Source organism: Arthrobacter sp. AZCC_0090 (assembly GCF_014207375.1).
Lineage (GTDB): Bacteria > Actinomycetota > Actinomycetes > Actinomycetales > Micrococcaceae > Arthrobacter.
Window position 1 is genome coordinate 60,165 of the sequence record NZ_JACHEE010000008.1, and the last position, 13,458, is coordinate 73,622.

General features: G+C 65.3%; 14 protein-coding genes. 12 read left to right on the plus strand and 2 right to left on the minus strand.

Annotated features, from left to right (window positions below):
* Positions 1-8: 8 nt before the first annotated feature.
* A complete protein-coding gene (locus tag HNP00_RS13725) occupies positions 9-245 on the minus strand; it encodes a hypothetical protein (RefSeq protein WP_059388807.1) in 237 nt (78 codons plus the stop codon).
* A gap of 198 nt (positions 246-443) precedes the next feature.
* Positions 444-1,760: an MFS transporter gene (locus HNP00_RS13730; RefSeq protein WP_184740008.1), complete on the minus strand. Its 1,317-nt coding sequence runs from the start codon at positions 1,758-1,760 to the stop codon at positions 444-446.
* Positions 1,761-1,967: 207 nt separating this feature from the next.
* On the opposite strand from HNP00_RS13730, the gene HNP00_RS13735 reads away from it, so the two are divergent.
* From HNP00_RS13735 to HNP00_RS13790, 12 genes are all read left to right on the plus strand, one after another.
* Positions 1,968-2,738, plus strand: coding sequence for an IclR family transcriptional regulator (locus tag HNP00_RS13735; protein ID WP_184740010.1), 771 nt, complete (start codon positions 1,968-1,970; stop codon positions 2,736-2,738).
* Positions 2,739-2,904: 166 nt separating this feature from the next.
* Positions 2,905-3,828 (plus strand): shikimate dehydrogenase, encoded by a 924-nt coding sequence (locus tag HNP00_RS13740; RefSeq protein ID WP_184740012.1) that lies wholly within the window; start codon positions 2,905-2,907, stop codon positions 3,826-3,828.
* The gene (locus HNP00_RS13745) at positions 3,828-5,744 is read left to right on the plus strand and encodes a bifunctional sugar phosphate isomerase/epimerase/4-hydroxyphenylpyruvate dioxygenase family protein (protein WP_184740014.1); all 1,917 of its coding nucleotides are present in this window, start codon (positions 3,828-3,830) and stop codon (positions 5,742-5,744) included. Before HNP00_RS13740 ends, HNP00_RS13745 begins: the two co-directional genes overlap by 1 nt.
* Positions 5,745-5,798: 54 nt before the next feature.
* The gene (gene pcaH, locus HNP00_RS13750; protein WP_184740306.1) at positions 5,799-6,671 is read left to right on the plus strand and encodes a protocatechuate 3,4-dioxygenase subunit beta; all 873 of its coding nucleotides are present in this window, start codon (positions 5,799-5,801) and stop codon (positions 6,669-6,671) included.
* A gap of 3 nt (positions 6,672-6,674) precedes the next feature.
* A complete protein-coding gene (gene pcaG / locus HNP00_RS13755; protein WP_184740016.1) occupies positions 6,675-7,250 on the plus strand; it encodes a protocatechuate 3,4-dioxygenase subunit alpha in 576 nt (191 codons plus the stop codon).
* On the plus strand, positions 7,247-8,728 hold the full coding sequence (locus HNP00_RS13760) for a lyase family protein (RefSeq protein WP_184740018.1): 1,482 nt from the start codon (positions 7,247-7,249) through the stop codon (positions 8,726-8,728). The genes pcaG and HNP00_RS13760 overlap by 4 nt, the downstream gene beginning before the upstream one ends.
* On the plus strand, positions 8,721-9,536 hold the full coding sequence (locus HNP00_RS13765; protein WP_184740020.1) for an alpha/beta fold hydrolase: 816 nt from the start codon (positions 8,721-8,723) through the stop codon (positions 9,534-9,536). The genes HNP00_RS13760 and HNP00_RS13765 overlap by 8 nt, the downstream gene beginning before the upstream one ends.
* Positions 9,533-9,952: a 4-carboxymuconolactone decarboxylase gene (gene pcaC / locus HNP00_RS13770; protein ID WP_184740022.1), complete on the plus strand. Its 420-nt coding sequence runs from the start codon at positions 9,533-9,535 to the stop codon at positions 9,950-9,952. The genes HNP00_RS13765 and pcaC overlap by 4 nt, the downstream gene beginning before the upstream one ends.
* Complete coding sequence (locus HNP00_RS13775) at positions 9,949-11,163, plus strand: thiolase family protein (RefSeq protein WP_184740024.1); 1,215 nt, start codon at positions 9,949-9,951, stop codon at positions 11,161-11,163. Before pcaC ends, HNP00_RS13775 begins: the two co-directional genes overlap by 4 nt.
* 6 nt (positions 11,164-11,169) lie before the next feature.
* Positions 11,170-11,829: a 3-oxoacid CoA-transferase subunit A gene (locus tag HNP00_RS13780; protein ID WP_184740026.1), complete on the plus strand. Its 660-nt coding sequence runs from the start codon at positions 11,170-11,172 to the stop codon at positions 11,827-11,829.
* A gap of 1 nt (position 11,830) precedes the next feature.
* Positions 11,831-12,529, plus strand: coding sequence for a 3-oxoacid CoA-transferase subunit B (locus tag HNP00_RS13785; protein ID WP_184740028.1), 699 nt, complete (start codon positions 11,831-11,833; stop codon positions 12,527-12,529).
* A 95-nt stretch (positions 12,530-12,624) separates the two neighbouring features.
* Positions 12,625-13,449 carry an IclR family transcriptional regulator C-terminal domain-containing protein gene (locus HNP00_RS13790; protein WP_184740029.1) on the plus strand — a complete coding sequence of 275 codons (825 nt, stop codon included), beginning with the start codon at positions 12,625-12,627 and terminating at the stop codon, positions 13,447-13,449.
* Positions 13,450-13,458 lie beyond the last annotated feature (9 nt).

Consider the following 13,458-nt stretch of genomic DNA (forward strand, 5'->3'; position numbering starts at 1 on the left):
GGCCAGGATCAGGCCACTCGCCAGACTGTGCATTCGTCGGTATTGATGGCCTTGCGGAGGCCGGTCAGCTGATCCATGATCCAGACGACCCCGATGCCCGGGGCCGTCTCCTGGACACTGCCCCGGCGGATGACCACGTCATCGTAGGAGGGTCCCACGGAGAGGCGGGCTTCGATCTGGTCGCCGCGGTGCAGCTGGTCAAGTGCGCGGATTCGAGTGGGGTGGGTTGATACTTCCTTCAACATGGTGGCCTCCCTGGCTGGAGCTGCCAGCGTTTGCCGGCTATCCCAGTGTGGCGGGCCAATGTTGCAGGGTGATTTCGTCTGGGTTAGCCGTGGGTAAGACTTCCGGGACAAAGAAAATCCGCTGTTCCCCACCGGCCTGAGCTTGAGAAAGCCGGGAGTCGGTGGGGAACAACGGATAGGGCTGAAACTGGTGGCGTCCTACTTCAGGCCGAGCTCCGCCGTCGGGGTCTTGAAGGATTCCCGGGCGGTCATCGCGGAGACCGCTGCGATGACGCAGATGACGCCGGTGAAGATGCTGATCTGGACCCAGCCGCCTGCTTTGGTGCCGCCGATTGCGGTGACGATGGTCGGGGCGAAGCCTGCCATGAGGAAGCCGAGCTGCGTGCCGATCGCCAAGCCGGAGAAGCGGACCTTGGTGCTGAACATCTCGCCGTAGAAGGAGGGCCATACAGCGTTGGCTGCGGCGTAACCAAGGGCGAAGTACACCACGGACACCAGGAACATGAGCGGCACGTTCCCGGATTCAAGCGTCAGGAGGAACACCGGCGTCATGATGGCGCTGGCTACGGCACCGTAGATGAAGACGGGCTTGCGGCCGATCCGGTCAGCCAGCTTGCCGAAGACCGGCTGGGTGCCAAGGGCCACGATATTGGCTGCCACAACGAGCCACAGGGTGATGGTGCTGTTGACGTGGGCCACGTCCTGGGCGTACTTGATGGCCAGGGTGCCGAAGACCGTGCTCACGGCGGAGATGAAGGCGCAGCAGACAACGCGCAGGACATCGGCCCAGTGCAGCCTGAGGAGGTCGGCTACCGGAAGCTTGGCGATTTGGTGATTCTTCTTGGCCTCTTCGAATGCGGGCGGCTCGTGCAGGGTGCGACGGATGAAGAAAGCTACCAGGACCACGACGGCGCTGAGCCAGAACGGGATGCGCCAGCCGATGCCGTACTTGATCTCGTCCGGAAGGGCAACCACGGGGATGAAGACCAGCGCCGCGAGGATCTGGCCGCCCTGGGTTCCGGTGAGGGTCCAGGAGGTGAAGAACGAACGGCGGTTGTCCGGGGCGTGTTCCAGTGTCATGGACGAGGCGCCAGCTTGCTCACCCGCAGCCGAGAGGCCCTGGCAAAGACGCGCGAAGACCAGAAGTGCAGGGGCCCACCAACCGATGGTCTTGAAGTCGGGGAGGCAGCCGATGATGAACGTCGCCGCGCCCATGAGCACCAAGGTGAACATCAGGACGCGCTGGCGGCCGATGCGGTCGCCGAAGTGCCCCAGGATGATGGCTCCGACTGGCCGTGCCACGTAGGCGAAGCCGAAGGTCGCGAAGGACATGATGGCGGCGTTGGCGTCGGCGCTGGGGAAGAAGACGTGCGGGAAGATCAAGGCCGCGGCCGAACCGAAGATGAAGAAGTCGTAGTACTCGACGGCGCTGCCGAGGAAGCTGGCGAGGGCGGCCTTCTTCGGCGTTCCTGCCGTGGCGGTGCCCGGCGTCGTAGACGGGATCGTGTGACTCATGGTGTTCCTTTGTGTGACGGCGATGTCGCATCTGGCTGAATTTTGCGTACCTGGAACGTCGATGTTGGTCCGGCAGCGGCCTCACACTGTAGCCACATTGTGAGAGCTACTTGTGCGATATAGCAATGATGACTGTGAGCGCAGTCACTTGTCAAGATATTTACTCACCATCTAGATATAGCTCTCACGATGTGGCAATCTTGATCTATGGATGTGAAGGAAGACACAAAGACCGACATGATCGGCAAGGCCCTGGGCCTCCTTGTGCTGCTGGGTAACGAGCCGAAGGGGGCGAGTGCCTCTGAGCTCGCCCGCCAGGCGGAATTGCCTTTCAGTACCACCTATCGCCTGCTCGGATCCCTGACGCGCGATGGTTTTGTGGACTACGAGGCCGATGGCCGCCGCTACCACCTGGGACTCCGTGTCTTCCAGCTCGGGCAGCGGGTGTCCAACCACCACGGCTTTGCCGGTACGGCTCGGCCCATCCTGCAGCGCGTGACGGAGGGAACCGGCGAAGCCACCATCCTGTCGGTCCGGGACGGCCACCACCACCTCACGGTCAACAAGGTGGACGGCCCCCAAATGTTCCGGGTCACCAGCGATCCGGGGCATCTTGGAATGCTGCACACCACTGCGGTAGGCAAGGCGCTGGTTGCCTTCGCTGAGGACGAGGAGCGGAAGCTGCTCCTGGAAGAGCTTGAACTGGAGCCGCTCACGGAATTCTCCATCACCGATCGCGACGCCTTCCGCGTGGAAATCGAGAAGGTCCGCCGCCAGGGCTACGCGATCATGGACGAGGAGAATGAGGTGGGCATGCGCGCCGTCGCCGTCCCCGTCCTCAACTCCCAGGGCGTTGCCTTCGCATCCCTTGCCACCGCGGTCCCTGTTTTCCGAATGACCGTGGAACAGCTCGTGGCTGTCGTACCCCTGTTGAAGAGTGCGGCGTCCGAGCTTGCCGACCGCTTGCCGCAGCGCTGAAGGGCCTTGCGGCACCCACTTTTGTTCGCGATAAGAACACAAGTGCAATATATGAACATTTTGTGTAGTCTGATTCATACCGCCCGGCGGAGCAGCAAGCTCTGGATGTCCTCAGGGAGTCCAGGGGAGCCAATCCTCGGGTGTAGTTGTCAAAGGAGCAATGAGCATGAGCAACCGAGCCGAATCCTTCCTGGTGGGCCTTATCGGTGAAGGCGTATCGCCTTCGCTGACGCCGCCCATGCATGAGAGGGAGGCTGACGTCCAGGGGCTGCGCTACCTGTACCGGCCCATCGACCTCCTGGAGCTCTCCCTGCCCGGCTCCGCCGTCGGCGATCTCCTGACTTCCGCCTCACGGCTTGGCTACAACGGCCTCAACATCACGCACCCGTGCAAACAACTGGTGCTGCCGTTCCTGGACGAGGTTTCCGAGGACGCCCGGCGGCTTGGCGCAGTGAACACCGTGTTGATCGAGGGCGGCCGCTTCATCGGCCACAACACAGACTTCTCCGGTTTCAGTTCCGCCTTGGCTAGCGGCCTTCCCGACGCCGGACTGGACCGTGTCGTCCAGCTCGGCGCTGGGGGTGCCGGCTCCGCCGTCGCCTACGCGCTGCTTTCCGCGGGGGTCAAGACGCTGGACCTTGTGGATGTGGACCCTGCGCGCTGTGCCGAACGGGCGGCGGAACTCGCCGCGTTGTTCCCGGGCAGCACCGTCACGGCCCGGACGACGGCGGAGCTGCCGCAGCTCATGCCGCTGGCTGACGGTCTGGTGCACTGCACTCCGATGGGCATGGCCGCGCATCCAGGCCTCCCACTGGACATGTCCCTCGTGGAACCCCGGCACTGGGTGGCCGATATCGTCTATCGGCCGATTGAAACCCAGCTGGTTCTCGAGGCCCGGGCCAAGGGGTGCCGGGTGCTCGACGGCGGCCGCATGGCCGTGGGCCAAGCCGCCGACGCGTTCCGCATCTTCACCGGCCGCGACGCCGATCCGGAGCGGATGCGGTCACACTTCCTCGAGCTGGTGACCGCCGAAGAGTCCACAGCTGAAGAGTCGAAGTCCGGCAAGGCTCTCGCCGGGACGGGGCACTGATGCGCACGGGAATCGCCACGGTTTGCCTCTCCGGCACGCTCAAGGAAAAGATGCAGGCCTGCGCCATCGCGGGCTTCGACGGCATCGAGATCTTCGAACAAGACCTCGTCACCTCGCCCCTTAGCCCCGAGGACGTGCGGAAGATGGCCGCGGACCTCGGACTCGGCCTGGATCTCTACCAACCGTTCCGCGACTTCGACAGCGTCACCGAGGACATTCTGCAGGAAAACCTGCGCCGGGCGGACGCCAAGTTCAAGCTCATGTCCCGCCTCGGCATGGACACCATCCTGGTGTGCACCAACGTGGGAACCGCCACGATCGACGACGACGACCTCCGGGCCGGGCAGCTCAGCCGTCTTGCGGAATTGGCCGGGAACCACGGAGTCAAAGTAGCGTACGAGGCCCTGGCCTGGGGCAAATACGTCAACGACTACGAGCACGCGCACCGCCTCGTGGACACGGTGGACCACCCCAACCTCGGCACGTGCCTTGACTCCTTCCACATCCTCTCCCGCGACTGGGATACGGCACCCATCGAGGCCATCAAGCCTGAAAAGATCTTCTTCGTTCAGGTGGCCGACGCCCCCAAGCTCTCCATGGACGTGCTCTCCTGGAGCCGCCACTACCGCGTGTTCCCGGGCGAGGGGCAATTCGAGCTGGCCAAGTTCATGGGCCACGTTGCGCGCGCAGGCTATTCGGGTCCCGTCTCGCTGGAGGTCTTCAACGACGTCTTCCGCCAATCGGACGTGGAGCGCACCGCGGTGGACGCGATGCGCTCTCTGATCTGGCTTGAGGAACAGAGCGCCAAGTGGCTCGACGCGAACGCGGCATCCCTTATCCCTGGAAGCGCCGATGGTGACTCCCTCGCCCACGCTGCCCGCCGCCGTCGTTATCCCATGGAACTGGCCACGCTGCCCAAGGTGGCGGAACCGGCCGGGTTCAACTTCGCAGAGGTCAAAACGGACGAGCCCGCTCAGCTCGAGACGCTCCTCGGCCAGCTCGGCTTCGAATTCGCCGGCCGGCACCGGACCAAGGACGTGCAGTTGTGGTCCATGGGGCAGGCACGCGTCATCATCAACGAACAGGCTCCGTCGCATAGTGAACCCGCCATCGCGGCGTTGGGGTTCGACGTCGACTCTCCAGTGATTGCCTCGGCTCGCGCCCAGCAACTCAGGGCTCCGGTGGTGCCGCGCAAGGTCCAGGCGGACGAGGAAGTCTTCCAAGGCATCGCCGCCCCGGACTCCACCGAGATCTTCCTGTGCCAAGGCAGCCCGGATGGCACCGCGGCCTGGACGCATGAATTCGGCGAAGGGCTGGAGCACCCGGCCGCGGCCGGCTCCGCGGTCATCGACCACGTGAACCTGGCGCAGCCCTGGCAGCACTTCGACGAAGCCGTCCTTTTCTACACGAGTGCCTTGGCCCTGGAACCGCTGCCGTTCGCCGAGGTGCCGAGCCCCAGCGGCCTGGTGCGCTCGCAGGTCATGCAGACGTCGGACCGTGCGGTGCGCCTGGTCCTGAACCTCGCGCCGCTGCTTCAGCAGGGTGGGCGCAAGAGCTACCAGGAACACATTGCCTTCGCGGTGGATGACCTCGTGGCCACGGCGCGGGCGGCGCAGGCACGTGGACTCGATTTTCTGCAGATCCCGGCCAACTACTACGAGGACCTGGATGCGCGCTTCGCCTTGGAGCCTGCTTTCCTCGCCACCCTCAAGGAACTGAACCTCCTCTACGACAGGGACGCCAATGGTGAATTCCTCCACTTCTATACCGCCACGGTGGGCAGCGTGTTCTTCGAAATGGTCGAACGCCGCGGTAACTACGACGGCTACGGCGCTCCCAACGCCCCCGTGCGGCACGCGGTTCAATACGACGCAGCCCAGTACGACTCGCTTCATACCCACCACATGCACCGCTAAGCAGAAACGCAAGCAGAAACCAGGAAAGCAACCACCCGAAAGGAGCCGGCCGTGCTGCTAGACGCAAATGCCGGGCACTACCAAGACGACGAGCTCGTACCGGCGGCCGAACCGCATGCCGCCCATGCGCCGTCGGACGCCGCCGTCGAAACCCAAGCGGATCTCAGCGCCGAGATCAAGGCCATCGGCGAGGCGTACGCCCGGGCGCTCAAGGACGGTGCCGCGCCGGAGACCCAGCCCCGCCTGGACTTTGCGCCGTACCGCAGCAGCATCCTGCGCCACCCCACCAAGAGCCTGCACCACGCGGATCCGGAGACCATCGAACTGTACTCTCCGGCATTCGGGCACCAGGACGTGCACGCCCTGGAATCGGACCTCACCATCCAGCACAACGGCGAACCCCAGGGTGAGCGGATCATCGTGCAAGGCAAAGTGCTCGACGGCGACGGCCGTCCGGTTGCCGGCCAGCTCGTGGAGATCTGGCAGGCCAATGCTGCCGGCCGCTACATCCACAAGCGCGACCAGCACCCCGCCCCGCTCGACCCGAACTTCACCGGCGTCGGGCGCTGCATCACCGGACCTGACGGCTCCTACCGCTTCACCACCATCAAGCCCGGCGCCTACCCGTGGAAGAACCACCTCAACGCCTGGCGGCCGGCGCACATCCACTTCTCCATGTTCGGCACGGATTTCACGCAGCGCATTGTCACCCAGATGTACTTCCCCGGTGACCAGTTGTTCCCGCTGGATCCCATCTACCAATCGATCGTGGACCAGGACGCCCGCGACCGGCTCGTCGCCAAGTACGACCACGAGCTGACGAGCCCCGAGTGGGCCCTCGGCTACAACTGGGACATTGTGCTGAGCGGGTCTAAGCGGACCTGGACCGAAAACGAAGCCTTTGGCGACGCCGGGGATGAGGAGTAGAGCATGAGTAAGTTGACCCCGACACCCGGCCAGACGGTTGGCCCTTTCTATGGGTATGCCCTCCCCTTTAATAAGGACAACGAGCTCCTGGCCCCCGGCAGCCCCGGAAGCATCCGCCTGCAAGGCACCGTGTACGACGGCGCAGGCGAGGCCATCCCGGACGCCATCCTGGAGATCTGGCAGCCCGATTCCGAAGGCAACGTGGTCCAGCGCACGGGCTCCCTGGTCCGGGACGGCTACACCTTTACCGGTTGGGGCCGCGCGGCCGTGGGCAACTCCGGTGTCTTCACGTTCACCACAGTCAACCCCGGACCCACCGAGGCGGGAGCTGCGGCGTTCATCTCGGTGGCCGTCTTTGCCCGCGGCCTCATGAACCGCCTTTTCACCCGCATCTACTTGCCGGAAAACGAGGAAGCTCTCGCTGCCGATCCGCTTCTCAGCTCCCTGGACCCCGAGCGCCGCAGCACCCTGATCGCACGCCGCGACGCGGATGGCGGACTCACTTGGGATCTGCGCCTGCAGGGCGGGAACGAGACTGTCTTTCTCGACTTCGAGCGCTCCGAAGGCGCCACCCAGTGAGTGGCGACGGCGATTTCGGGCTGCTCAGCCCGGTTTCGGCGTCGCCCGCGGTGGCGGCGCTGACGGGTGACGGTGCGGTCATTGCCGCCATCCTCGACGTCGAGGCTGCTTGGGCATCCGTGCTTGAAGAGGCGGGCTTCGCTCCCGCCGGTTCTGCCGCTGTGGTCGCCGAGGCCGCGGAATCCTGGGCTTACGATGCCGCTTCCATCGCCGAACGCGCACAAGGCGGCGCTAACCCGGTTATTCCGCTGCTGGCCGATCTCCGAGGCAGGGTCAGGCAACTCGACGCTGAGCATCCCGGCGGGGCCCTCGGCGCGCTTGCCGCCGTACACACCTCCCTGACCAGCCAAGACGTCCTGGATTCGGCCCTGATGCTGCTCGCGCACCGCGTGGTTTCCGCGCTTCTCGCCGAAGTGAAAGGTACGACGACGGCGCTCGCAGCCCTTGTGGAGCAGCATGCGGACACGCTGTGCGTCGGCAGAAGCCTGACCCAGCATGCGCTTCCGTTCACCTTCGGGCTCAAAGCTGCGCAGTGGTTCCACGGAGTGGCCGCCGCGGCCCGTCGCCTCGAAGCCCTGAAGTTGCCCGTGCAGTTCGGCGGCGCCGGTGGCACCCTGGCTGCCGCTACGGTGCTCACGGAAAGCTCGCCGCTTACGCAAGGCTCGCAGCTCACGGAAGGCTCGCCGTCGAGCCCCTTCGACTTGGCCGATGCCTTGGCCGGGAAACTAGGCCTCGCTCCCGTTCCCGCGCCGTGGCACACGAACCGCCTGGCCGTCACTGGACTCGGCGACGCCCTCGCGGCGCTGACGGACTCCTTCGGCAAGATCGCCTCGGATCTGCTGTTCCTTAGCCGGCCCGAGGTTGCCGAGCTGGGTGAGCCGCTTGCGGCAGGGCGAGGCGTTTCCTCGGCCATGCCGCAAAAGCAGAATCCGGTGTTGTCGGTGCTGATCCGTAGCGCGGCGCTCCAAGCTCCCGGATTGGCTGCGCAGCTGCACCTGGCGGCAGCCAACTTCAACGACGAACGCCCGGACGGCGCCTGGCACAGCGAATGGCAGGCATTGCGGGGCTTGCTTCGGCTCGCACTCGGTGCCGCGACCCAGCTCCGCGAGCTCGCCGAAGGACTCCGCGTTTTCCCGGAGGCGATGCGCCGCAACCTGGAAATCTCCGGGCCCTTGTTGCTCAGTGAAGCCGTGGCATCCTCCGTTGCTCCGCTCCTTGGCGCGGACAGGAGCGACGCGAAGGCCCGGCTGCAAGCCGTCGTCGACGATACCCTCCAGGCGCCTGCTGTGGAGCAGGCCCGGATCTACACCAAGCTCCTCCGCGAAGCCGTCCCGACCAGCAAACTGTCCGACGAGGAACTGCAGGCCCTTCTCGACCCGGCCAACTATGTAGGCGAGGCCGCCGAAATCAGCCGCCGCGTCCTGGCGGAGTACTCGGAATTCGCACACACCCATCCGAAGGGAGCCGATCGTGGCTAAGCCCAACATCAAAGCGGTGTTGCTGTCCCCGCAGCGCACCCCGGGGGAGAAGCCCCTCCTGGTGGTGGGGCCCTCGCTCGGAACGTCCACGGTGCTGTGGACCGAGACGGCAACCCTGCTCGGCTCGGAGTTCGACGTCATCGGCTGGGACCTTCCCGGTCACGGCGTCTCGCCCGCGGCCTCGGAAACGTTCAGCGTCGCCGAACTGGCAGACGCGGTGGTGGACCTGGTGGACTCAATCGTCCCCGGCGCCGTCTTCCATTACGCCGGGGACTCCCTGGGCGGCGCCACCGGCCTGCAATTGGGCATCAAGCACGGAGACCGGCTCAAGAGCCTGTCCGTGCAATGCACCGGCGCGAAGATCGGCACGCCGGAAGGGTGGCTTGAACGCGCCGAAACCGTCCGCGCGCAAGGCACTGCAGTGATGATCCAGGGGTCCGCGCAGCGCTGGTTCGCCCCGGGTTTCATGGATCGGCAGCCCGTGGTCAGCAGCCGCCTCCTGCACGCCCTGCGGGACGCCGACCGCTTCAGCTACGCCTTCTGCTGCGAGGCCCTCGCCGGATTCGACGTCCGCTCCGAACTCGGCAGCATCACTGTCCCCACGCAGGCGCTGGCCGGCGTCGAGGACACTGTTGCGCCGCCGTCGTTCGCTGAAGAAATTGCCGCGGGCATCAACGCAGGGATCCACACAGACGGCGGCACTGCAGTCGCTATAGCGCTCGACGGCGTCGGGCACCTTGCGCCCGCGGAGGCGCCCGCCGTCGTCGCGGACCTCATGCGGACGTTCATGATGGAGGCCGGAAAATGAGCATCGAGCGCAACGGCGCTGTTCAGCGCGACGCTACCTCGCAGGAAATCTACGACGCCGGCATGGTGGTCCGTCGTGAAGTGCTCGGCGACGCGCACGTGGACCGTGCCAACGCGAACAAGGACGCCTTCACCGGGGACTTCCAGGACATGATCACCCGCATCGCTTGGGGCGGCATTTGGACCCGCCCGGGCCTGACGCGGCAGATGCGCTCCGCCGTCACCATCACCGCGATGGTGGCGCACGGGCACTGGGAGGAACTGGCCATGCACATCCGCGCTGCCATCACCAACGGGCTGAGCAGGGACGAAATCAAGGAAATCCTGCTGCAGACCGCCATCTACTGCGGAGTCCCCTCCGCCAACACCGCATTCAAGACCGCGCAACAGGTCTTCAAAGAAATGGATAACGCATGAATCAGGCATATGTGTACGACGCCGTGCGAACACCTTTTGGAAAATTCGGCTCGGGCCTTGCCGGGGTCCGGCCGGATGACCTCGCGGCCCACGTGGTGCGCGAAGCCGTGAAGCGTGCGCCTGCATTGGACGTCGAGCGGATTGACGAAGTGGTGTTCGGCAACGCCAACGGCGCCGGCGAGGAGAACCGCAACATCGCCCGCATGGCCACCCTCCTGGCCGGGCTTCCGACGTCGATCCCGGGCACCACGGTCAACCGCCTGTGCGGTTCCTCCCTGGATGCCGCCATCATCGCCTCTCGCCAGATCAATGCCGGCGACGCCGAGCTGATGCTGGTAGGCGGCGCCGAATCCATGTCCCGCGCGCCGTGGGTGCTGCCCAAGACTTCCAAGCCGTACCCGGCCGGCGACATGACCCTGGCCTCCACCACCCTGGGCTGGCGCCTGGTGAATCCGGCCATGCCCAAGGACTGGACCATTTCCCTCGGCGAGGCCACCGAACGGCTGCGCGAGAAGTACGGGATCACCCGCGAACGCCAGGACGAGTTCGCCGCTGCGTCGCATAACCTCGCCGCTGCCGCCTGGGACGAAGGCTTTTATGACCAGCTGGTGAGCCAGGTTCCGGGTACGGAGTTGGTCCGCGATGAAGGCATCCGGGCAGGCTCGACGGCGGAGAAGCTCGGTGGGCTCAAAACGGTGTTCCGTCCCGAGTCTTCGGGTCCGGAGGGCGGCACAGTCACTGCAGGCAACGCTTCGCCGCTGTCCGACGGTGCCTCCGCGGCCTGGATCGGCAGCGAAAGCGCCGCCGGGCTGCTCGGGCTGGAGCCGCTTGCTCGTATCGCTGGCCGCGGAGCACACGGAAACGATCCCCAGTTCTTTGGCTACGCCCCGGTGGAAGCGGCTAACAAGGCACTCGCGAAGGCGGGCATCGGCTGGGAGCAGGTGGGCGCCGTCGAACTCAACGAAGCGTTTGCCGCGCAGTCCCTTGCCTGCATCGATGCGTGGGGGATCGATTCTTCCATCGTGAACAGGCACGGCGGCGCGATCGCGATGGGCCACCCGCTGGGCGCCTCCGGCACCCGGATCCTGGGGACCTTGGCACGCAGCCTGCAAGCCTCTGGACAGCGCTGGGGTGTCGCGGCCATCTGCATTGGTGTCGGGCAGGGCCTGGCCGTGGTGCTCGAAAACGTCACTCCTGGGGTTAAGGGCTAAAGAACCATGCTGAATTTCATTGACACGGTTGGCGAGGCAGTCTCCGGCATCAAGGATGGCTCCACTGTCATGATCGGCGGCTTCGGTAATGCGGGCCAGCCGTTCGAACTCATCGACGCGCTGCTCGAGTCCGGCGCCACGGACCTCACCGTGGTGAACAACAACGCCGGGCAGGCCGATCAGGGCTTGGCTCTGCTCATCAAGGAAGGCCGGGTCCGCAAGATGATCTGTTCCTTCCCCCGGCAGTCCGATTCCTGGCATTTCGACGCCAGGTACAAGGCCGGGGACATCGAGCTGGAGCTCGTGCCGCAAGGGAACTTGGCCGAGCGCATCCGGGCGGCGGGCGCGGGGATTGGCGGGTTCTTCACGCCCACCGGTTACGGCACCATGCTGGCCGAGGGCAAGGAAGCCCGGCTGCTGGACGGCAAATGGCAGGTCTTCGAGACGCCTATCCACGCCGACGTCGCGCTCATCAAGGCGCTCAAAGCCGACGGCAAGGGCAACCTCGTGTACCGGAAGACGGCCCGCAACTTCGGTCCCATCATGGCAGCCGCCGCCAAGCACACCATCGTCCAGGTGTCGGAGATCGTTCCCACGGGCGCCCTCGACCCGGAGAACGTGGTGACCCCCGGAATCTACGTCAACAGCATCGTGAAGGTGGCCTGACATGAGCATCCAAACCAGTTTGCAGACCTCGGCGACGCCGCTGGGCCGCGACGACCTCGCGCGGCTCGTGGCGCGCGACATCGTTCCGGGCTCGTTCGTGAACCTCGGCATCGGTCAGCCGACGCTCGTCTCCAACTACCTCACCGAGGAGCAGAACATCACGCTCCACACGGAGAACGGGATGCTCGGCATGGGCCCGGAGGCCAAGGACGAGGAGATCGACGGCGACCTCATTAACGCTGGCAAGATCCCCGTCACCGAACTCCCCGGCGCTTCGTATTTCCACCACGCCGATTCCTTCGCGATCATGCGCGGCGGCCATCTGGATATCTGCGTGCTCGGCGCTTTCCAGGTGTCGGCCACGGGCGACCTCGCCAATTGGCACACCGGGGCTCCTGACGCCATTCCGGCCGTCGGTGGGGCTATGGACTTGGCGACCGGTGCCAAGGACGTGTTCGTCATGATGACGCTCCTGACCCGCGACGGTGTGTCCAAGCTCGTGGAGCGCTGCAGCTATCCGCTGACCGGCGTGGGCTGCGTGACTCGCGTGTACACGGACAAAGCGGTCTTCTTGATAGGGCCCGACGGCGTGACCGTGCGTGAGACGTTCGGCTGCACCTTCGAAGAACTCCAAGCGCTGGTGCCGGTCCCGCTGGTGCCGTTCAAAGAAAAGGCGGCTGGCGCCGCCGTCGGGGTCTAGGTCGTCTCAAGTCGCGCGCGAACTGGCAGCAGATGCCCTCTGGAAGCAATCCAAGGGGCACCTGCTGCCAGTTCGCGCCAATAAGATTGGTAACCATGACCGACGCAGCAGTAGCCGGAGCACCGCAGGCAGGCGCTCCCCAGGCGAGTGACCAGTACGTGCAATCACTGGCACGTGGCTTGTCCGTGATCCGCGCTTTCGACGCGGCCAACCCCGTCATGACGCTCAGCGAGGTGGCGGCACGCACCAACCTGACGCGTGCCACGGCCCGGCGCTTCCTGCACACACTGGTTGAGCTGGGCTATGTCCGTACCGACGGCAAGACCTTCGCCCTGACAGCGATGGTGCTGCAGCTCGGTTACTCGTACTTGTCGGCTCTGTCCCTCCCACAGCTCGCGCAGCCGCACCTTGAGGAGCTGTCGCTGAAACTGGGGGAGTCGACGTCGGCCGCGGTACTGGACGGCGCGGACATCTTCTACGTGGCCCGGGTGACCACGCGCCGGATCATGACGGTCGGCATTTCGGTGGGCACCCGCTTCCCGGCATACGCCACGTCCATGGGACGCGTGCTCCTTGCCGGCCTGACGCAGCAGAAACTGGACGAATACCTGTCTTCGGTGGAGTTCAAAGCCCTGACGCCACGGACCATCACGTCCCGCGAGGAACTTCTGGCCGAGCTGGACCGGGTGCGCAGGCAGGGCTGGTGCCTGCTGGACCAAGAGCTGGAGTTGGGTCTCATGTCCGTGGCAGCGCCGGTGTGGAACCACAAAGCGGGCCATGTGGCTGCCGCGGTCAACGTCTCGCTCCAAGCCCAAAACGTCGCTGCCCAGCCGAACCCCGCTGCATACCTTGAATCGGTCCGGGAGCAGATCGTGGAGACGGCGCGGGCGATATCGCAGGACGTCTCTGCGAAGCACTAGCTTTGGCGG